General features: G+C 71.0%; 17 protein-coding genes and 2 tRNA genes. 7 read left to right on the top strand and 12 right to left on the bottom strand.

Translation table 11 applies throughout. From position 1 onward, the window contains the following. Window positions 1-46: 46 nt before the first annotated feature. From ABTX18_RS08910 to ABTX18_RS08885, 6 genes are all read right to left on the bottom strand, one after another. Entirely contained in the window at window positions 47-1,339 is a 1,293-nt protein-coding gene (locus ABTX18_RS08910) for an HD-GYP domain-containing protein (RefSeq protein ID WP_352122059.1), read from the bottom strand. Further along, window positions 1,336-2,817: an HD-GYP domain-containing protein gene (locus tag ABTX18_RS08905; protein WP_352122058.1), complete on the bottom strand. Its 1,482-nt coding sequence runs from the start codon at window positions 2,815-2,817 to the stop codon at window positions 1,336-1,338. Before ABTX18_RS08905 ends, ABTX18_RS08910 begins: the two co-directional genes overlap by 4 nt. Before the next feature lie 104 nt (window positions 2,818-2,921). Next, window positions 2,922-3,242, bottom strand: coding sequence for a mycothiol system anti-sigma-R factor (gene rsrA / locus ABTX18_RS08900; RefSeq protein WP_352122057.1), 321 nt, complete (start codon window positions 3,240-3,242; stop codon window positions 2,922-2,924). Then, window positions 3,239-3,895, bottom strand: a complete 657-nt coding sequence (locus tag ABTX18_RS08895) for a sigma-70 family RNA polymerase sigma factor (protein ID WP_018105559.1) — start codon at window positions 3,893-3,895, stop codon at window positions 3,239-3,241. Before ABTX18_RS08895 ends, rsrA begins: the two co-directional genes overlap by 4 nt. 273 nt (window positions 3,896-4,168) lie before the next feature. Continuing rightward, entirely contained in the window at window positions 4,169-4,819 is a 651-nt protein-coding gene (locus ABTX18_RS08890; RefSeq protein WP_352122056.1) for an alpha/beta hydrolase family protein, read from the bottom strand. 99 nt (window positions 4,820-4,918) lie between these two features. After that, window positions 4,919-5,734: an SOS response-associated peptidase gene (locus ABTX18_RS08885; RefSeq protein ID WP_352122055.1), complete on the bottom strand. Its 816-nt coding sequence runs from the start codon at window positions 5,732-5,734 to the stop codon at window positions 4,919-4,921. A gap of 65 nt (window positions 5,735-5,799) precedes the next feature. Here ABTX18_RS08885 and ABTX18_RS08880 point away from each other — a divergent pair, with 65 nt between their 5' ends. The 4 genes from ABTX18_RS08880 to ABTX18_RS08865 all read left to right on the top strand — a co-directional run bounded on the left by ABTX18_RS08880 (window position 5,800) and on the right by ABTX18_RS08865 (window position 9,463). Then, the gene (locus tag ABTX18_RS08880) at window positions 5,800-6,513 is read left to right on the top strand and encodes a M50 family metallopeptidase (protein ID WP_352122054.1); all 714 of its coding nucleotides are present in this window, start codon (window positions 5,800-5,802) and stop codon (window positions 6,511-6,513) included. Window positions 6,514-6,602: 89 nt separating this feature from the next. Beyond that, entirely contained in the window at window positions 6,603-7,943 is a 1,341-nt protein-coding gene (gene aroA, locus ABTX18_RS08875) for a 3-phosphoshikimate 1-carboxyvinyltransferase (RefSeq protein WP_352122053.1), read from the top strand. Window positions 7,944-7,946: 3 nt separating this feature from the next. Continuing rightward, window positions 7,947-8,963, top strand: a complete 1,017-nt coding sequence (rsgA, locus tag ABTX18_RS08870) for a ribosome small subunit-dependent GTPase A (RefSeq protein WP_352122052.1) — start codon at window positions 7,947-7,949, stop codon at window positions 8,961-8,963. A gap of 176 nt (window positions 8,964-9,139) precedes the next feature. Continuing rightward, on the top strand, window positions 9,140-9,463 hold the full coding sequence (locus ABTX18_RS08865) for a DMT family transporter (protein WP_030915586.1): 324 nt from the start codon (window positions 9,140-9,142) through the stop codon (window positions 9,461-9,463). A 3-nt stretch (window positions 9,464-9,466) separates the two neighbouring features. Here ABTX18_RS08865 and ABTX18_RS08860 read toward each other — a convergent pair whose 3' ends face one another. Next, entirely contained in the window at window positions 9,467-10,093 is a 627-nt protein-coding gene (locus ABTX18_RS08860; protein WP_352122051.1) for a TetR/AcrR family transcriptional regulator, read from the bottom strand. Between the two features lie 122 nt (window positions 10,094-10,215). On the opposite strand from ABTX18_RS08860, the gene hisN reads away from it, so the two are divergent. Next, window positions 10,216-11,016, top strand: a complete 801-nt coding sequence (gene hisN / locus ABTX18_RS08855; RefSeq protein WP_352122050.1) for a histidinol-phosphatase — start codon at window positions 10,216-10,218, stop codon at window positions 11,014-11,016. Window positions 11,017-11,213: 197 nt separating this feature from the next. Further along, entirely contained in the window at window positions 11,214-11,615 is a 402-nt protein-coding gene (locus tag ABTX18_RS08850) for a CBS domain-containing protein (protein ID WP_352122049.1), read from the top strand. A gap of 70 nt (window positions 11,616-11,685) precedes the next feature. On the opposite strand, the gene ABTX18_RS08845 is transcribed toward ABTX18_RS08850, so the two are convergent. Beyond that, entirely contained in the window at window positions 11,686-13,140 is a 1,455-nt protein-coding gene (locus ABTX18_RS08845; protein WP_352122048.1) for a catalase, read from the bottom strand. Window positions 13,141-13,315: 175 nt separating this feature from the next. On the opposite strand from ABTX18_RS08845, the gene ABTX18_RS08840 reads away from it, so the two are divergent. Continuing rightward, a complete protein-coding gene (locus tag ABTX18_RS08840; protein ID WP_352122047.1) occupies window positions 13,316-13,735 on the top strand; it encodes a Fur family transcriptional regulator in 420 nt (139 codons plus the stop codon). Between the two features lie 163 nt (window positions 13,736-13,898). On the opposite strand, the gene ABTX18_RS08835 is transcribed toward ABTX18_RS08840, so the two are convergent. From ABTX18_RS08835 to ABTX18_RS08820, 4 genes are all read right to left on the bottom strand, one after another. Continuing rightward, window positions 13,899-13,972, bottom strand: a tRNA-Met gene (locus ABTX18_RS08835). Between the two features lie 134 nt (window positions 13,973-14,106). After that, window positions 14,107-16,164, bottom strand: coding sequence for a tetratricopeptide repeat protein (locus ABTX18_RS08830; protein WP_352122046.1), 2,058 nt, complete (start codon window positions 16,162-16,164; stop codon window positions 14,107-14,109). A 211-nt stretch (window positions 16,165-16,375) separates the two neighbouring features. Continuing rightward, window positions 16,376-16,449, bottom strand: a tRNA-Met gene (locus ABTX18_RS08825). Window positions 16,450-16,501: 52 nt separating this feature from the next. Then, window positions 16,502-19,435, bottom strand: coding sequence for a UPF0182 family membrane protein (locus ABTX18_RS08820; RefSeq protein ID WP_352122465.1), 2,934 nt, complete (start codon window positions 19,433-19,435; stop codon window positions 16,502-16,504). Window positions 19,436-19,504 lie beyond the last annotated feature (69 nt).

Raw genomic sequence — 19,504 nt, 5'->3', positions numbered from 1 at the left:
TCGCATCCAACCATGCCCGGCCGGACGCCCGCTCATTACCCATGGGTTACCCAGGTGGGACGGGGGTCAGACCGCCCCTGGCCAGAACCCGGGCGAGCGATTCCACGACCTGGGGCTGGTAGTCGCGGCCGGTCCCGAGCCTGAGCTGTTCCAGTGCGCCGAGCGGCCCGCTGAGACCTTCCCCGCACAGGTCGTCGTATGCGTTGACCGCCCGGACGATCCTGGCGGACAGCGGCTGCTCGCGGTAGGGGTCGGCCTGCCGCTCCACGACGACGGCGACCTTCGTGTCCACCCCGGTCTGGCGGACCACCGCGCCGCCCAGCAGGGCGATCCGGCGCTGCTCGGCGGCCGGCAGCAGGGCGGTCGCCCCGTCGGGCACCGGGTCGACGAGCGAGAGCTGGCCGATGTCGTGCATCAGTGCCGCGTACTCCAGGACGGTCAGCTCGGGCCCGGAGAGGCCCATCTCACGCCCGACGGCCGTGCAGAGCGCCGCCACCCGGCGGGCGTGGCCGGGCGGGGTGTACCCGGCGATCTCGGTGGACCGGGCGAGCGAGGCGATGGTCTGCCGGTAGGTGGTGCGTACGGCGGCGAACCGGCGGAAGGACACGTGCGTGAGCAGCAGCGGCACGCACAGCACGGGCAGCGCCCACAGCCCGGCGACGGCGACCCCGAGCGCCATCACGGCACCGGTCGCGCAGACCGCCGACCCGATGCCCCGCAGCGCCCGCAGTTCGTCGCGGAGCAGTGGTCCGTACGGTACGGGGGCGGCGCCGGCCGCACGGAGGCCGCGGGGCAGCGTGCGGGCCCGCAGCAGCAGGGCGCCCAGCACCGCGTCGCACAGGGCGGTGAGGCCGAGCAGGACGAGCAGGAAGGCCGCGTAGTACGGACCGTCGCCGAACCAGCTCTCGGACCGGCCGGAGTTGTACAGCGGCTGGAAGCAGACGGCGGCGAAGGCGACGGTCAGGACGCGCCGGGCCACCTGGTCGGGGCCGGGCCCGCTCCCGCGCGCGACGTGGGGCACGGAGGCGACGAGCTGCGCCGCGACGAGCACGGCGATCACCTGGAGCGCCCCGTGGCTGGTCGGCTCCCCGCCGCTGCGGCCGAGCAGGGCGTACGCGAGCGCCCCGGCGGCACCGAGCGGCGCGGGTTCCCGCTCCCCCGGCCGGGCGCCCCAGCGGGCCAGCTCACCGACGGTGATGAGCACCCCGAAGGCGAGGGCGTGACCCGGTTCGCGGACGCCGTGCCAGAAGGTGTGCCCGAGCGCGAAGGCGGTGAGCGCGAGGGCGGCGCCGCGAACGGCGAGGACGACGGGGGACAGCCGTGCCCACGGGGGGCTCACCGGGGACGGTCCGGCATCCTGGACGGCGAGGACTGCGACGGCGCGGACCGCGGCGGCGACGAGGTGCCGGAATCAAGCCCGTCCGGCGATTGAGGACGCACCAGCCCCCGGACGGACCCGGCGCCCCCGTCCTCGCGCCCGGCCGCCCCGCCCCGCGGCGGCGGCACCCCCGCCTCGTCCGCCGTCACGGCCGTCGCCGCCCCCGACCACCCGTGCCGTTCCAGGCCCCGCGCCAGCGCCCGTACCATCTGCGGATCGAACTGGGTGCCCGCGCACCGTTCGAGCTCCTCCACGGCGACCGGCACCGGGCGTCCCGGCCGGTACGAGCGGGTCGACGTCATCGCGTCGAACGCGTCGGCGACGGCGACGACGCGGGCGAACTCGGGGATCCGGCGGCCGGCCAGCCCGTACGGATACCCGCTGCCGTCGAGCCGTTCGTGGTGGTGGAGGATCGCGGCGCGGGCCTCGCCGAGGAAGCCGATGCCACGGACGATCTCGTGCCCGTACTCCGGGTGCAGCTCGATCACCCGGCGTTCCTCGGGCGTCAGCGGCCCGTCCTTGCGCAGCACCCGCGTCGGCACCCCGAGCTTCCCGACGTCGTGCAGGATCCCGGCGAACCGGAGCACCTCGACGCGCTCCTGTGCCATGCCCAGCTCCTGGGCGATGAGCACGCAGGCGCGCCCCACCCGCTCGCTGTGGCCCCGGGTGTAGGTGTCCTTGATGTCGACGGCCTGCACCAGGGCCCTGATCGTGGCGCGGTGCACGGCGTGCTCGCGGTGGTACTGGGCGAACACCCAGCAGGAGATGTACATCGGCAGCAGGACGAAGAGCGCCGCCAGCGGCCCGTACGAGCTGGTCCACAGGATGGCCATCATCAGCCCGGCGAGACCGTGCACCAGGTGCGGCCCGAGCGCGCGGGGCAGCAGCCCGCTCCAGGCGCGTCGCAGGGGCAGCTGTTCCGCCGCCGCGAGAATGGATCCGTCCAGGGCGGTCAGGACGAGGCTGAAGGCCAGCGCGGCGGCGCAGGCGGGCAGCAACGCGTAGGGGAGGTCGGGCTGCCCGTCCGGTCCGGGGCCGCCGAGCGCGGCGGGACCGCCGAGCAGGGCGTACACGGAGGAGGCCGCCCAGACGGTGACGGGCAGCTGGCCGGCCCGCCAGATCCGCCGGGCGGCGGCGGGCGGCTTCCCGGCACGGCCGACGAGCGAGCCCGGGACCGCGACCAGCGCGGCGGCCGGTGGCGGCAGCAGGAAGGCCGCGGCGAGCAGGAGGGGAAAGAACGATCCGGCACCGATCGGCACGTAGCTGCCGAAGAAGGGGCAGCGGCCGGGCAGTTCACAGACGAGGTAGAGCCCGGCGAGCAGTCCGAGGGTGGTCCACGGGGTCTGCGCGCCCGGACGCAGCGCGGGCAGCACACACAGGGCGGCACCGAGCGCGACGACCAGGATGTGTGCCCGCGCCGCGCCACGTGTCGCTCTCACCCGTTCCGCCCGCCCCCCAGCATCGCCAATGGAGGCGCCAGGCTAGCGAGTTGGGCGTCCCGGCTGAGTGCCGACGACTGCGATTAGCACGTTCGGGTGATGCGTCATTCGTTGGCGGCGGCCGGCAGCTCGGCGTCGGAGACCGTGACGTCCTGTTCCGGCACCGCCTGCCCCGACCGGATCAGGTCGATCCGGCCCATCACCTTCGAGCGCAGGTCGGCCGGGACGTCGTCCTGACCGCAGCAGCGCTTGACCAGCTTCTTCACGGCCTGCTCCAGGCCGTACTTCTCCAGGCAGGGGGAGCACTCACCGAAGTGGACCTCGAACTTGGTGCAGTCGCTGTCCGGCATCTCCCGGTCGAGGAACTCGTAGAGGTGATCGAGTACCTCGGCGCACTCCGTCTCGTGCGGCTCTCCGCAGCTCATGAGCCCGAGCCTTTCCGATCGTCCGACTCACCGGCGCCGGCCGGGACGAGCCCGCGGTCACGGGCGTAGTCCTCGAGCATGCCGCGCAGTTGACGGCGGCCCCGGTGCAGTCGGGACATCACCGTACCGATGGGAGTCCCCATGATGTCCGCGATCTCCTTGTAGGCAAAGCCCTCTACATCGGCGAGATACACCGCGATGCGGAACTCTTCGGGGATCGCCTGCAGCGCAGACTTCACATCGGAGTCGGGCAGGTGGTCGAGGGCCTGTGACTCGGCGGAGCGCAGACCGGTGGACATGTGCGACTCGGCGCGGGCCAGCTGCCAGTCCTCGATCTCCTCGGCCGCGCTGCGCTGGGGTTCGCGCTGCTTCTTGCGGTACGAGTTGATGAAGGTGTTGGTGAGGATGCGGTACATCCACGCCTTGAGGTTGGTTCCCTCACGGAACTGATGGAAGGAGCCGTACGCCTTGGCATACGTCTCCTGGACCAGATCCTCGGCGTCCGCGGGGTTGCGCGTCATGCGCAGCGCGGCCGAGTACATCTGGTCGAGGAAACCGAGGGCGTCGCGCTCGAAGCGCGCGTTGCGCTCGGCCGTCGTCTCCTGCGGGCGGCCGTCGTCGGTCCCTGTGTCGGTCCCAGTGACCGGACCCACCTCCTCCAACGCTGTGGCGGAGCCGAAACCGGACCCGCTCGAATCGGAGAATAGTCGACCTTGGTCCGACGCGGGCTGTCGATCCGATCCGCTCAGCGCCCGCTCGGGAGTGGTCCTGGCCGCATGCAGCACCGTCCACTCCAGGTCAGCGGCGTTCGAGCGACGCGGGCAGATGGTCGAACCCATGCGACGGACTCCCTCTCCACATACGACGTTGGTGTACCGACGTCTGGCACAACAGCGACCCCCCGTCGCGCATTCCCGGGGTGTGCGTCACATGATTCCGGCCAGCCAGCCGGTCACGGATGTGGTGAGGATCTCCATGGCCTGATCCTCGGTCAGCCCGGAACGCTTGGGTACGGCGAAGCCGTGGTCCCCGTGCGGCACCTCGGCGATCCGGTACTCCCCCGGCGGGAATTCCGCCGGCCTGCCGAACGGGTCGTTGCCGCCCTGGACGACGAGCGTGGGGAGGCCGGAGGCCAGCAGCTCGTCGGCCCGGGACTTCTCCGGGCGGCCCGGCGGGTGCAGCGGGAAGCTGAGCGCGAGGACCGCGCGGGCCCCGAGCCCGGCCGCCGTGCGGCAGGCCACCCGGGCCCCTGCGCTGCGCCCGCCGGCGACGACGGGGAGCCCGGGGGCCGCCAGCGCCGGCCACAGGCCGCGCCAGCCCGTGTCCAGGGTCTTGGGGGCGGGGGCCAGCTTCTTGCCGGCGACACGCCAGGGCTGCTCGACCAGGGCGACGCTCAAGCCGTGCGCGGGCAGGGCACCGGCCAGGGCCCGCAGGTCCCGGGCCTCGATGCCGCCGCCCGCGCCGTGTCCGAGCGCGAGCAGGAGGCGCGGTTCCGGTGCCGGGAACCAGGTGATCCGGGCGGTTCCGGTGTCGGTGTCGACCGTCTCGGTGCGCGGCGCTGTCCCGGGGGTTGTCACGTTTGGCTTCTCGGGGGGTTTCGCAGTCGGCTTCTCGGTGGGTTTCACGGCCCCCATCCAACCAATGCGCGGCGGACCGTCCCGGGTCCGGCGCGTGGCTCAGAAGAGCGTGCTCACCTCGGGGGCGGCCAGCTCGTCGAGCAGCTCGGGGCCGTTGTTGCGCACGTTGCTGACGGTGGTGGCCACCGGGTAGGCCCGCATCAGCCCGCCGGGCGGGGGCGCGAGCAGCCCGCGCAGCTCCTCGACGTCGGTGCGGGAGGGGTCCAGCCAGTCGTCCCAGCGGTCCGGGGTCAGCATCAGCGGCATCCGGGGGTGGATGTCGGCGAGGGCGCCCGGGCCCTCGGCGGGGGCGACGGCGAGCGGGCTCGTCTCCGCCTCGGTCGTGATCACCGAGCAGGTCACCCACCAGGCCTGGGGGTGGTCGTCCGGCAGGGTCCGGTCGCGCCAGAACTCGTACAGACCGGCCATGGCGAAGACCGATCCGTCGGCGGGCGTGACGAAGTACGGCTGCTTACGGGGCCGCTTCTTGCGGCCCTTCTCCTCCAGCTGCCGCTCCTCGGCGCCGGTCACCCACTCGTAATAGCCGTCGGCCGGCAGGATGCAGCGCCGGGAGACGAAGGGGCGGCGGAAGGACGGCTTCTCGTGGATCGTCTCGGCGCGGGCGTTGATCATCCGGGCGCCGCCCTCGGGTGACTTGGCCCACGAGGGAACGAGTCCCCACTTCAGGGCGCGCAACTGGCGAACCGGACGCTGGTCGTCGGCGTCCTTCACAGGACGTTCCAGTACGGCGTAGACCTCCTTGGTCGGCGCCACGTTGTAATCGGGTTCCAGCGTCTCGACCGGTTCCCACTTCTCCACCTGGAAGAGTCCGGTCAGATCCTCGGGCCGCCGACTCGCTGCATACCGTCCGCACATAGGTGCCAGACTGCCACGATCGTCAACCCGGCCGGACGCCCCTACCGCAAGGAGCCGCCCACACCATGGACAGCACCGATCTCGGCAATCTGTGGGACCGCGTCTTCGGCACCCAGCCCGCCCCGGAGCAGTGGCTGGTCGTGGTGACGGCCACGGCCGCGCTCATCGCCGTCGTACCGAACTTCATATGGCGGCTGTCGCGCAACACGATCACCATCGCCCACGAGGGCGGGCACGGGCTGGTCGCCCTGCTCACCGGGCGGCAGCTCTCGGGCATCCGGCTGCACTCGGACACCAGCGGGCTGACGGTGAGCCGGGGCAAGCCGACCGGCATCGGTATGGTCCTGACCGCGGCGGCGGGCTACACCGCGCCCTCCCTGCTGGGACTGGGCGGCGCCTGGCTGCTGGTGAACGGCCGGATCACGCTGCTGCTGTGGGTGGCCACGGCGCTGCTCGCGGTGATGCTGGTGATGATCCGCAATGTGTACGGGGCGCTCACGGTCATCCTCACCGGTTCGCTCTTCCTGCTGATGTCATGGCTGGCCTCGCCCGCCTGGCAGTCGCTGTTCGCGTACAGCGCGGTCTGGTTCCTGCTGCTGGGCGGCGTGCGTCCGCCGTTCGAGCTGCAGTCCAAGCGGCGGCACGGCGGGGCGCCCGATTCGGACGCGGACCAGTTGTCCCGGCTGACGGACGTGCCGGCCGCGCTGTGGCTGTTCCTGTTCCACGCGGTGTCGCTCTGCTCGCTCATCGGCGGTGGGCGCTGGCTGCTGGGGCTGTGACCCGACTACCTTCCCCCTCTTGCGTTACATCCCGGTTTCATCCCGTTTGGTCAAAATCCGGACGCGTGAGGAGCCACTAAAGTAGCCCCATGACCGAAAGCTCCGTGCAGCCCGCCCTCTGGCCCGCCCCCACCGCGAGCGGAGCCGTCGACGCGACCGTCACCGTGCCCGGATCGAAGTCGGTCACCAACCGTGCGCTGGTGCTCGCCGCGCTGTCGTCGGAACCCGGCTGGCTGCGCCGGCCGCTACGCTCCCGCGACACCCTGCTGATGGCCGAGGCGCTGCGCGCGATGGGCGTCGGCATCGAGGAGACGGTGTCCTCCAGCTCGTCCGTCGCCGGCGGCCCCGACGGGTCCGGCGAGGCCTGGCGGATCATCCCGGCCGGCCTGCACGGACCCGTGACCATCGACGTGGGCAACGCCGGCACGGTCATGCGCTTCCTGCCCCCGGTGGCGACCCTGGCGAGCGGCCCGGTCCACTTCGACGGCGACCCCCGCTCCTACGAGCGCCCGCTGACCGGGGTGATCGACGCCCTGCGCGTGCTCGGTGCCCGGATCGACGACGACGGCCGCGGCTCCCTGCCGATGACCGTGCACGGCGGCGGCGCGCTGGACGGCGGACCGGTGGCCATCGACGCCTCCTCGTCCTCCCAGTTCGTCTCGGCGCTGCTGCTGTCGGCGCCGCGTTTCAACCAGGGTGTGGAGGTACGTCACACCGGCGCCGTACTCCCCTCGATGCCCCACATCCGGATGACCGTCGACATGCTGCGGGCCGTCGGCGCCCAGGTGGACGAGCCGGAGACGGGCGGCGAGCCCAACGTCTGGCGGGTCTCTCCCTCGGCACTGCTGGGCCGCGACCTGACCGTGGAGCCCGACCTGTCCAACGCCCAGCCGTTCCTGGCCGCGGCGCTGGTCACCGGCGGCCGCGTCACCATCCCGGACTGGCCGCTGCGCACCACGCAGCCCGGTGACGCGCTGCGCGAGATCTTCACCGCGATGGGCGGCAGCTGCGAGCTGACCGAGCAGGGGCTCACCTTCACCGGCTCGGGCCGGATCCACGGCATCGACGTCGACCTCGGCGAGGTCGGCGAGCTGACCCCCGGCATCGCGGCCGTCGCGGCCCTGGCCGACTCCCCCTCGACCCTGATCGGCGTCGCCCACCTGCGGCTGCACGAGACGGACCGGCTGGCCGCGCTCACCAAGGAGATCAACGAGCTGGGCGGTGACGTCACGGAGACCGCCGACGGCCTCCACATCCGGCCGAGGCCGCTGCACGGCGGTACCTTCCATACGTACGACGACCACCGCATGGCCACCGCGGGGTCGATCATCGGCCTTGCCGTCCCCGGAGTGGAGATCGAGAACGTGGCGACGACCGCCAAGACCCTGCCCGACTTCCCGCAGATGTGGACCGGAATGCTCGGGGCCTGAGACATGCGCCGCTACGGCAAGAACCCCGACGAGGACGACATCCGGGTCCGCCCCAACCCCAAGGGCAACCGGCCTCGTACGCATACCCGCCCCAAGCACGAGGACGCCGAGGAGGGCATGGTCCTCACCGTGGACCGCGGCCGCCTCACCTGCCTCGTCGAGGGCCGCACGGTCACCGCGATGAAGGCGCGTGAGCTGGGCCGCAAGGCCGCGGTGGTGGGCGACACCGTCTCCATCGTCGGCGATCTGTCCGGCGAGAAGGACACCCTCGCCCGGATCGTCCGGATCGGTGAGCGCCGTTCGGTGCTGCGCCGGACGGCGGACGACGACGACCCGTTCGAGCGGGTGGTCGTGGCCAACGCCGACCAGCTGGCGATCGTCACCGCGCTGGCCGATCCGGAACCCCGTCCGCGCATGATCGACCGCTGTCTGGTCGCCGCGTACGACGGCGGGCTCTCCCCGCTCCTGGTGCTGACCAAGTCCGATCTGGCCTCCCCGGACAAGCTGCTGGAGGCGTACACCCCGCTGGGCGTGCCGTTCATCGTCACCAGCCGCGATGAGCTGGAGAACGGGGACGCGGCGGAGCGGGTCCGCGAGCAGCTGCACGACCGGGTCACCGCGTTCGTCGGGCACTCCGGCGTCGGCAAGACCACCCTGGTCAACGCCCTCGTCCCCAAGGACAGGCGGCGCACCACCGGGGTCGTCAACGCGGTCACCGGCCGCGGCCGGCACACCACCACCTCGGCGCTGGCGCTCCCGCTGCCGGACTACCGGGGCTGGGTGATCGACACCCCCGGGGTGCGGTCCTTCGGCCTGAACCACATCGACCCGTCACGGGTCATCAACGCCTTCCCGGACCTCCAGCCCGGCACCGAGGACTGCCCGCGCGGCTGCACCCACGACAGCCAGCAGCCGGAATGCGCGCTGGACGCCTGGGTGGCGGCGGGGCACGCCGATCCGGCACGGCTGGATTCGCTTCGGCGGCTGCTGTCGACGCGGGAGCGACGCGAGGGCGACTGACCGCGTGGCCGCCGGGCGTCCGGGCCGGCCGTCCGAGGACCGGCGTCGGGCCCCCGGCGCCCTGGGCCCGACGCGAAGTCGGCTGCCCCGCCACGTTTGCGATCACCCGTCACTGGTAAGTGCATAATCGCACCCAGCGGTACAAGGCGGTCACCTACGCGGGAGGGGCACGGACGATGGCGTGGCTGCTGGTCGTGGTCGCGGGACTTCTGGAGACCGGCTTCGCGGTCTGCCTCAAGCTCTCTCACGGTTTCACCCGGCTCTGGCCGACCATCGCCTTCTGCATCTTCGCCCTCGGCAGTTTCGGACTGCTGACCCTGTCGCTGAAGAAGCTCGACGTCGGCCCCGCCTACGCGGTGTGGACCGGCATCGGCGCGGCGGGCACGGCGATCTACGGCATGGTCTTCCTGGACGACGTGGTCTCCACGCTCAAGCTGGTCTCGATCTCGCTGGTGATCCTCGGCGTGATCGGGCTCCAGCTCTCGGGCTCGTCCCACTGAGCCTCAGGCGGCCATGTCCGGCAGCCGGTCCATGACAGCCCGCACCAGCGGCACCCCGTCCCCCACTCCATCTGCGGGCGACGGCACCAGCGCGTAGGACAGGGCCAGCCGCAGCACCAGCTCGCAGGTCGCGGCCAGGGCCGCCCGGTCGTGCGGCGGCCGCCCCTCGTCGAGAGCGGCCACCGCGCGGTCCCTGACCTGGCCGAGGAGTTCGGCGGGGGAAGGCGCTCCGGCGTCGGCCCGGCGCTGGGCGGGCACGGCGGAGGCGCGGCGTCCTGCCGGGACGAGGGCGCCGGGGTGGGGTAACCGCTCGCTCCAGCAGTCCGTGAGCAACCCCCTGACCAGGGCGTTCGCCCGGGTGGCGCGAACCGTCCAGGCGGCGGTGGCGGCCAGCCGGTCACCTGTACCGCCGGCGGATCCCAGAGCCCGTTCGACACCGGCCAGATAGCTGTCGGCTGCGCGCCGGACCAGGGCCCGGGCCAGCCCGTCCTTGCTGCCGAACTCGTTGTACAGCGTCTGGCGGGACAGCCCGGCGGCCGCCGCCACGTCGACCATCCGCACGACGGGCCAGGGCCGGTCGGCCAGCGCCGTGTGTGCCGCGTCGAGCAGTGCTTCCCGCGCTGTCGGCATCGTCGCCTCCCGCACCGAGGGCTCTGCGTTTCAGAGTTGAGGCGCTCCCCCGCACTGTCAAGGGTTCACGCGGGCTCCGGGGCCCTGTGGCTCCGTTCACCCGCGGTGGATACTGTGACGGCATGCCCGATTACCACGATGATCTGCGCCTCGCCCACGTGCTGGCGGACGCCGCCGACGCGACGACGATGGACCGGTTCAAGGCTCTGGACCTCAAGGTCGAGACGAAGCCGGACATGACGCCGGTGAGCGAGGCCGACAAGGCCGCCGAGGAGCTGATCCGCGGCCACCTCCATCGGGCGCGGCCGCGCGACGCGATCCTGGGCGAGGAGTACGGGATCGAGGGCACGGGTCCGCGCCGCTGGGTGATCGACCCGATCGACGGCACCAAGAACTATGTGCGCGGCGTGCCGGTCTGGGCGACGCTGATCTCGCTGATGGAGGCGGGCGAGGACGGCTTCCAGCCGGTAGTCGGTGTGGTGTCCGCGCCGGCGCTGCAGCGGCGCTGGTGGGCGGCGAAGGGCGCGGGCGCGTTCTCCGGCCGCAGCCTGACCTCCGCGACCCGGCTGAACGTCTCGAAGGTGGAGCGCATCGCCGACGCCTCGTTCGCGTACTCCTCGCTGACGGGCTGGGAGGAGCAGGGCCGGCTGGACGGCCTCATGGATCTGACCCGGGCCTGCTGGCGCACCCGTGGGTACGGGGACTTCTGGCCGTACATGATGGTCGCCGAGGGTGCGGTCGACATCTGCGCCGAGCCGGAGCTCTCGCTCTGGGACATGGCCGCGAACGCGATCATCGTGCAGGAGGCGGGTGGCCGGTTCACCAGCCTGGACGGGGTCAGCGGACCGGGGGGCGGAAACGCGGCGGCCTCGAACGGGATCCTCCACCACGAACTGCTGGGCTATCTGAACCAGCGCTACTGACCGCGCCGCACCGGGGCCCACGGTCCTGAGCAGGCGCAGGGAACCCACGAGGGGCGTGCCGCACCACCGCACGCCCCTCGAACGATCTTCGCTCCCCCTTGTTGCCGCCCCACATCGGTGCAACTCTGAGAGTCCCCCCACTTGTGAACTTGTGAATCGGCTCACGCAGTCGCTTCACCGAGGAGGTGGCTCCTTTCATGCTCGTCCGTGACGCCATGAGCACGGTGGTCCTCACCATCGGCCCGAACCACACGCTCCGCCAGGCGGCCCGGCTGATGTCGGCGCGCCGTATCGGAGCAGCCGTCGTCCACGACCCGGACACCTGCGGGTTCGGCATCATCACTGAGCGCGACATCCTCAACGCGGTCGGATCGGGGCAGGACCCCGACGTGGAGACCGCCTCCACCCACACGACGACCGATGTGGTCTTCGCCGCGCCCGTCTGGACCCTGGAGGAGGCTGCCGAGGCCATGACGCACGGCGGCTTCCGGCATCTGATCGTGCTGGACGGCGACGGGCCGGTCGGCATCGTCTCGGTGCGCGACATCATCCGCTGCTGGACACGGGCCAGGCGTCATCCGGTGGAGCTGGTCGTCTGAGGGGGCCGGACAGCGGACCGGCCGGCCCCCGGACAGGGAACCGGCCGTCTCCGGACTTCAAGCCTGGGCGCTATGACGCGCGCAGCGCCTGGACCGCGGCGTCCAGGCGCTTGCCGAAGTCGCCGTCGGCCTGGCGGAAGTTGTTGATCGCGCGCTCGATGATGTCGTCACGCGAGACCTTCGCGATGAACCCGGCGAGGTTGTCGATCAGCCGGCCCTTCTCGTCCTCGGAGTAGAGGCGGTAGAGGTTCCCCGCCTGTACGAAGTCGTTGTCCTCGGCGTGACTCGGCGCCTCGTGGGTTCCGGTGCCGCCCGTGACCTGGGTGGCCTCCCACAGCGGACGGTCGGTCTGGGCCGGCCCGCCGAAGCTGTTCGGCTCGTAGTTCTTCGCGCCCTTGTGGCGGCCGTCGTACAGATATCCGTCACGGCTGTTGGTGCGCGCCTCGGTGGCGTGCGGGCGGTTGACCGGCAGGTGGTCGGCGTTGATGCCGACGCGGTAGCGGTGCGCGTCGCCGTACGCGAAGAGACGGCCCTGGAGCATCTTGTCCGGGGACGGGCCGATGCCGGGCACGAAGTGCGCGGGGCTGAAGATCGACTGCTCGGTCTCGGCGAAGATGTTCTCCGGGTTCCGGTTGAGCTCCAGCTTGCCGATCTCGATCAGCGGGTAGTCCCCGTGCGGCCACACCTTGGTGAGGTCGAACGGATTGAAGCGGTACGTCGCCGCCTCGGCCGCCGGCATGATCTGGACCTGCACCGTCCAGGACGGGAAGTCGCCGCGCTCGATGGACTCGCGAAGGTCGCGCTGGTGGCTGTCCGGGTCCTCACCGGCGAGCTTGTTGGCCTCCGCCTGCGTGAGGTTCTTGATGCCCTGGTCGGTCTTGAAGTGGTACTTGACCCAGAAGACCTCGCCGGCCTCGTTGTTCCACTGGTAGGTGTGCGAGCCGAACCCGTTCATGTGGCGCAGCGTGGCGGGGATTCCCCGGTCACCGAAGAGCCAGGTCACCTGGTGGGTGGACTCGGGCGACAGCCCCCAGAAGTCCCAGACGTTGTCCGCCTCCTGCGAGCCGGTGTACGGGTCGCGCTTCTGGGTGTGGATGAAGTCGGGGAACTTGATGGCGTCCTTGATGAAGAACACCGGGGTGTTGTTGCCGACGAGGTCGTAGTTGCCGTCCTCGGTGTAGAACTTCAGCGCGAAGCCGCGCGGGTCACGTACCGCGTCGGCGGAGCCGAGGTTGCCCGCGACCGTGGAGAAACGCAGGAAGGTCTCGGTCTGCTTGCCGACCTCGGAGAGGAACTTCGCCCGCGTCCACTTCGATACGTCACGGGTCAGCGTGAAGGTGCCGTAGGCGCCGGCGCCGCGAGCGTGCACGATGCGCTCCGGAATGCGCTCGCGGTTGAAGTGCGCGAGCTTCTCCAGAAGCGACTGGTCCTGCACCAGGACGGGACCGCCGACGCCCGCGGTCTGGCTGTTCTGGTTGTCGGCGACCGGTGCGCCGGCCTCCGTGGTGAGCGGTCCCTGTGTCACGTGCGCCTCCTGCGTCGTTCCTGCATCTACGCCACGTCCGTCGTGCCGTGGCGAGCGCAGCCTGTCCTTGGCCTATGTTGTGATCTGATCCTACAATGGACTAAGTCCAAGTCAAGGTGCCATCCAAAGCCACACCTGTTCAGGACCTGGCCCCTGCCACTGCTAGGCTTGAGCCATGAGTGACCTGCTGGAACGACTCCGAGGACGCGGCTGGCGCATGACTGCGCAGCGGCGCGTCGTGGCCGAGGTCCTCGACGGAGATCACGTCCACCTGACGGCCGACGAGGTCCACGCCCGGGCCGTGGCGAAGCTGCCCGAGATCTCCCGGGCCACCGTCTACAACACGCTGGGCGAGATGGTGACCCTCGGTGAGGTCATCGAGGTCTCCACCGACCGCCGGGCCAAGCGCTACGACCCGAACGCGCACCGCCCCCACCACCACTTGGTCTGTGCGAAGTGCGGCGCCATCCGTGACGTGCACCCGGCGGGCGACCCGCTGGCGGACCTGCCGGCCGGCGAGCGCTTCGGCTTCACGATCTCCGGCGTCGAGATGACGTACCGCGGCATCTGTCCGAACTGCGCCGCGAGCGCCTGACCGGCGCCGTTCGACGCCTGCGCCCCTCGCCCTCACTGGATGTTCCGGTGGGGGCGTTCTGTTGGGGCGTTCATGGGTCCACGGCCCCGGAGGCGGGCTGGGCGGAGGGGCCGACATGCACAGAGGGCCGGATCCTTGAAAGGATCCGGCCCTCTGTCTTCAGTAGCGGGGACAGGATTTGAACCTGCGACCTCTGGGTTATGAGCCCAGCGAGCTACCGAGCTGCTCCACCCCGCGTCGTTGTGATTGCAACTCTACGTCACGCCCTGGACCAGCGCAAATCCATTCCCACGGGCCACCTGGGCCGGGCTCCGGCGGCCCCGGAGCCCGCCGGAGCGGCGCCCGCCGGGGCCCCAGCGGGCCCGCCTTAGCTACGCGGTCAGCTCCTGGTGCAGCGCCTCGCGCAGCCGCCCCGCCCGCTCCGCGACCTCCGCCGGCCCCAGCTCGACAGCCCGCGCACACCACCGCTGCCCCTCGGTGAGCTCACCTCGGCGCGCGGCCAGCAGGGCCAGGCGCAGTGCGGCCCGCCCGTGACCGTCGTTCGCGGCGCGGCTCCACCAGAGCGCGGCCTCACGCTCGCTGCCCTCACGGGCGAGCAGCAGTCCGAGGTTGAACGCGCCGTTGCGGCTGCCCGCCTCGGCGGCCTGCCGGTACCAGTGGCCGGCGCTCTCCACGTCGCCGCGGGCCGCGGCGAGCATGCCGACGCGGACCTGGGCGCGGCGGTGCCCCTGCTCGGCGGCGCGCTCGTACCACTCCTCGCACTCGGTCTTGTCCGGCATGGGCTCGCCGAGCGCGGGAGGTCCGGGCGGCGGCTGCCGGGCGTCCAGCAGCCCTGCCAGCCGGAAGGCCGCCTCCGCGCTGCCGCCGCCCGCCGCGCAGCGCAGATGCCGCTCGGCCTCGCGCTCCTCGCCGTGGTGCAGCAGCGCCATGCCGACCTGGAGCGCGGCCTCGGTGTGGCCGGCCGCCGCCGCACGCTCGTACCAGAGCAGGGCCGTACGGTCCTCGTCCCGGCCGGCGTGCAGGATGCCGAGGTTGAAGGCGGCGTCGACGCTGCCGGCCTCGGCCGCCTTGGAGAACCAGGGCTCCGCGCCGGTCGCGTCGCCCGCCTGGAGCAGGAGAACGGCCAGCGCGTTGGCGGCCTCGCGGTGGCCCGCGTAGGCGGCGCGCCGGTACCACTGCTCGGCCTGGGGCGTGCGGTCCTGGGCGGCGCAGAGCAGCCCGAGGTTGTACGCGCCGTTGACGTCGCCCGCGTCCATCGCCGCGCGGTACCAGCGCTCCGCGGTCTGCTGCTCGCCGCGAGCGGCATGCAGCGCGCCGAGGGCGTTGGCGGCGTTGCCGTCGCCGTCCTGGGCGGCCCGCAGCCACCACACGGCGGCGCTCTCCTGATCGCCCGCGTCGCGCAGCAGGAAGCCGAGCGCGCAGGCGGCCCGCGCCTCGCCCGCCTTGGCGGAGATGAGGTACCAGCGGCCGGCCTCCTTGAGCTCGCCGCGCTGTTCGAGGATGGCGCCGAGGTGCAGGGCGGCACGCCGGTGTCCGCGGGCGGCAGACTGCCGGTACCACTGCTCGGCCTCACCCATGCGTCCCGCGTCCGGGCCCGCGACCGGGCCGTCGTCCTTGCGCAGGACGTCCCCGTGCGGCCCGGCGGCCGCCTCGGACTCGGGTCCCGTGTGCGGACCCAGGCCGGGGCGGCCGAACGCGTCGTGCGCGTCGTCCGTCGCGTTGCGCTCCAGCAGGCGTGCCAGCCGGTACGCCGCCTCGCGGTGTCCCTGCTCGGCCGCGGCGCGCAGCCAGCGCTCGGCGCCCACGTCGCTGCGGTGTTCCAGCAGATCCGCCAGTGCGTACGCGCCCAGCGCGTGGCCCTGTTCGGCGGACTGGCGCAGCCAGTACTCGGCCCCGGGCTCGTCGCCGCGCTCGCGGTAGTGGCGTCCGAGGGCGTGCGCGGCCGCGGCGGAGCCGGCGACGGCGGCGATCCGCCACCAGCCGGCCGCCTCGTCCGCGTAGCCGCGCTGGTGCAGGAGGACGCCCAGGTTGTTGGCCGCCGCCCGGTCGCCGTCGGCGGTGGCCGCGCGCAGATAGCGCTCGGCGCCACTCAGGTCGCCCCGGCGCAGCAGGAGCGCGCCGAGCACACTCATCGACACCGTGTCTCCGGCGTCGGCGGCACGGCGGTGGCGTGCCTCGCTCTCGGCGTTGTCCGCGCTCGCAGCGGTCTCCGCGCTCTCGGCGTTCTCCACGCCGTCGGCGGTCTCTGCGCTCTCTGCACTCTCTACGGTCGCGGCACACCCCGCAGTCTCGGCGGTCTCGATGTGGTCGTTGTACTGCGCGGCCGCAGCAGCAAATGCCACATCCGCTACTTTTTCCGCCGGATGGACGCGCTGCTGCACAAACCGCCCTGTCTCCAACAGAGTTGCCCTGTCCCCCATAAATACCATCGTCGCACCACCCGCAACCCGCGTACACCTGGTATATCGCGGCCAGTGAGGTCACTTCAGCGTTTTGTCGACATGCCCAGGGAGACAAGTCAAACACGCTCGTGCCCAACTCGCGTCCCACAAACCGCACTTCACGCAGACTGCACAAAAACGTCACCATGACATGGCGAAGGCCCGGATCCTCTGGAGGATCCGGGCCTTCGCCTTTCAGTAGCGGGGACAGGATTTGAACCTGCGACCTCTGGGTTATGAGCCCAGCGAGCTACCGAGCTGCTCCACCCCGCGTCGTTGTGTTCAAACCGTACCACGACGCGGGGGTGAAGCTTTACCGGGTTACTCAGCCGCCGCTGTCGGCACTCGCCGACGCCGCCGGCTTCTTCGCCTCACCCGTCGCGCTCGGACTGCCGGGCTTGGACTGGGCGGCCGCTGCCCGCTCCAGCGCGTCCTGCAGCTCGTCCTGGGCCTTGCCGTAGGCGGTCCAGTCCTGTTCCTTCAGGGCCGTCTCACCTGCCGTGTAGGCCTTCTGCGCGTCGGCGATCGCCCTCTTGAGCGCGGCATCACCGGTGGCCGGCGGTTCCGTGGTGTCGCCCGGTGGCCGTGTCGTGTCGGCCGGTGGCTCGGTCGTATCGGAGCCGTCCACCCCGAAGACCGCGTTGAGCGCCTCCCCGAGGCTGTTCTCGAAGACGATCTTCGATCCGTACGAAGCGGCGACCTTGCGCAGCAGCGGATAGTTCTGCGTGCCACCGCGCGTGTACACCGGCTCGATGTACAGGAAGCCCCCTTCGAGCGGCACCGTGAGCAGGTTGCCGTACTCGATGTCGGAGTCGGTGCCCTTGAGGTTCCTCACGAACTCGGCGACGTCGTCGTTGCCGTTGAGCTCGCTCTGGACCTGGCCCGGGCCCTTCACCGTGGTGGTGACTCTCAGAAGTCTTATCGTGCCGTAGTCCTTGCTGGCCGCATCGGCGTCCACCGCCATGAACGCCCCGAGGTCGGGCCGTCCCTTGGGGGTGAAGGTCGTCGTCAGCGAGAACTTCTGAGCCGTCTGGTCCGGCATCTTTATGCTCAGGTAGTACGGCGGAACGGCGCCGGACTCCTTGTTGGTCGGATCGTCCGGGACCTGCCACGCGTCACTGCCGCTGTAGAACTGCGCGGGGCTGGTGACGTGGTAGCGGGTGAGCAGCTCGCGCTGCACCTTGAACAGGTCCTGCGGGTAGCGCAGGTGGTCCATGAGGTCCTGCGGGATGTCCGCCTTGGACTTCACGGTCCCGGGGAACGCCTTGCGCCAGGTCTTGAGGACGGGGTCCTCGGTGTCCCACTCGTACAGCGTGACCTTGCCGTCGTACGCGTCGACGGTCGCCTTCACCGAGTTGCGGATGTAGTTGACCTGGTTCTGCTGGGCGACGACCGCGCGCTGGTTGGTGGTCAGCGAGTCGGCTGTGGTGTCACCGAGCGTCGTGCGCGAGGCGTACGGGTAGCCGTTGGTCGTGGTGTACGCGTCGATGACCCACTGGATGCGGTGGTTCACCACTGCCGGGTAGGCGTCGCCGTCGATGGTCAGCCACGGGGCGACCGCCTCGACGCGTTCCTTGGGCGTGCGGTTGTAGAGGATCCGCGAGCCGTCGCCGATGGCGCCGGAGTACAGGATCTGCGGCTCGCTGAACGCCACCGCGTAGGCGGCGCGGTTGAAGGCGTTGGAGAGACTGACCCCGCTCTTGCCCTGGTAGCTGGTGGTCTTCTCGCCGTCCTCCTCGTAGTCGAGCTCCTTCTGGGGCCCGCCGACGATGGAGTACTGCTCGGTCTTCTCGCCGTAGTAGATCTCCTGCTTGTACTGGCCCAGCTCGCCGGTGGTCGGCAGGCCGGACTCGGTGAAGTCGGGAGATCCCTTCGGGTTCTTGCCGGTGGTGGTGCCCCGGGCGGCGATCGCACCGTAGCCGTGGGTGTAGGTGAAGTGGTCGTTGATCCAGTTGCGCTTCGGGATGCCCTGGAGATTGAGCTCGCGCAGACCGATGACCGTGTCCTGCTCCTTGCCGGCCGCGTCCTCGTAGCGGTCGACGTCCAGCGTCTTGGGGAACTGGTAGTAGTTCCTCTTCTGCTGGAGCTGCTGGAAGGCCGGGGAGACGACGTTGGGGTCCATCACCCGGTAGCTGGCCGCGGCGTCCGCGCTCGCGCGGAGCTTCGCTTCGTCGTCCGTGGTGGACTTGCCCGCGTAGTCGGTGACCTGTGCGTCATCGATGTCGTAGGCGTCCCGCGTGGCCTTGATGTTCTTCTGGATGAACGGGGCTTCCTTGGCCTGCTCGTTCGGCTGGACCTGGAACTTCTGCACGATCGCCGGGTAGAGCCCGCCGATCAGGATCGCGGACAGGACCATCAGCCCGAACCCGATCACCGGAAGCTGCCAGGTGCGGCGCCAGAGCGTCGCGAAGAACAGCACGGCGCAGATCGCGGCGATGCAGAACAGGATGGTCTTCGCCGGCAGGTAGGCGTTGGCGTCGACGTACCGCAGGCCCGTCCAGTTGTCCGTGGCCTTGAAGTCGCTCGACTTCACGGCCAGCCCGTAGCGGTCGAGCCAGTACGCCACGGCCTTCAGCGCGACGAAGATGCCGAGCAGCACGGAGAGATGGCCGGTGGCCGCCCCCGTCGCCCGCGCGCCGGGGCTGGTGATGCGCAGCCCGCCGTACAGGTAATGGGTCAGCGCGGCGGCGATCAGCGAGAGCACCGTCGCCGCGAAGCCGAAGCCCAGCAGGAAGCGGTACCACGGCAGGTCGAAGGCGTAGAAGGACACGTCCAGGTGGAACTGGGGGTCCTTCTGACCGAACGACACCCCGTTCACATACATCAGCCAGGTACGCCACTGGCCGGAAGCGGATGCTCCGGCGATCAGCCCGACGAGCGCGGTGATCGCGAGCAGGACCCACCTCTTGTACGGGGCGAGACTCATCCGGTAGCGGTCCAGGCTCTGCTGCTCCAGCGACATCGCGCTCAGCGGCGGCCGGAGCCGGTGCGCGAGCCAGATGTTCACACCGATGGCGATGGCCATCAGCAGTCCGAAGACGAGGAACAGTCCGATCTTGGTCCACAGGGTGGTGGTGAAGACGGATGAATACGCGACCGACCTGTACCAGAGCCAGTCCGTCCAGAACCCCGCGAACATGACGAACGCCATGGCGAGGATCGCCAGGACGCCCAGTGTCATGAGCAGGGTTCGGGCGCGCCGGGACGGGCGGCCGACTCTGATCCGTGGCCCTGTCGGGCCTCCGCCGCGGTCCGGCATCTGGAAAGCCAACGTGCGCACCTCGAAGTTCGCGGTCGTGTGGAGCGGGCCCAGCGATCGTAGAGCCCA

This window comes from Streptomyces sp. NPDC096323 (genome assembly GCF_040302845.1).
GTDB lineage: Bacteria > Actinomycetota > Actinomycetes > Streptomycetales > Streptomycetaceae > Streptomyces.
The sequence above is the reverse complement of the archived record's forward strand: the minus strand, read 5'-3'. Positions and strand labels throughout refer to the sequence as shown.

Bases quoted from the DNA above. Each gene is read 5' to 3' on its own strand.
- rsrA (WP_352122057.1), bottom strand. From the start codon at position 3,242: ATGAGCTGCGGAGAGCCGCACGAGACGGAGTGCGCCGAGGTACTCGAT.
- ABTX18_RS08885 (WP_352122055.1), bottom strand. From the start codon at position 5,734: ATGTGCGGACGGTATGCAGCGAGTCGGCGGCCCGAGGATCTGACCGGA.
- ABTX18_RS08880 (WP_352122054.1), top strand. From the start codon at position 5,800: ATGGACAGCACCGATCTCGGCAATCTGTGGGACCGCGTCTTCGGCACC.
- aroA (WP_352122053.1), top strand. From the start codon at position 6,603: ATGACCGAAAGCTCCGTGCAGCCCGCCCTCTGGCCCGCCCCCACCGCG.
- rsgA (WP_352122052.1), top strand. From the start codon at position 7,947: ATGCGCCGCTACGGCAAGAACCCCGACGAGGACGACATCCGGGTCCGC.
- ABTX18_RS08865 (WP_030915586.1), top strand. From the start codon at position 9,140: ATGGCGTGGCTGCTGGTCGTGGTCGCGGGACTTCTGGAGACCGGCTTC.
- ABTX18_RS08860 (WP_352122051.1), bottom strand. From the start codon at position 10,093: ATGCCGACAGCGCGGGAAGCACTGCTCGACGCGGCACACACGGCGCTG.
- hisN (WP_352122050.1), top strand. From the start codon at position 10,216: ATGCCCGATTACCACGATGATCTGCGCCTCGCCCACGTGCTGGCGGAC.
- ABTX18_RS08850 (WP_352122049.1), top strand. From the start codon at position 11,214: ATGCTCGTCCGTGACGCCATGAGCACGGTGGTCCTCACCATCGGCCCG.
- ABTX18_RS08840 (WP_352122047.1), top strand. From the start codon at position 13,316: ATGAGTGACCTGCTGGAACGACTCCGAGGACGCGGCTGGCGCATGACT.
- ABTX18_RS08830 (WP_352122046.1), bottom strand. From the start codon at position 16,164: ATGGTATTTATGGGGGACAGGGCAACTCTGTTGGAGACAGGGCGGTTT.
- ABTX18_RS08820 (WP_352122465.1), bottom strand. From the start codon at position 19,435: ATGCCGGACCGCGGCGGAGGCCCGACAGGGCCACGGATCAGAGTCGGC.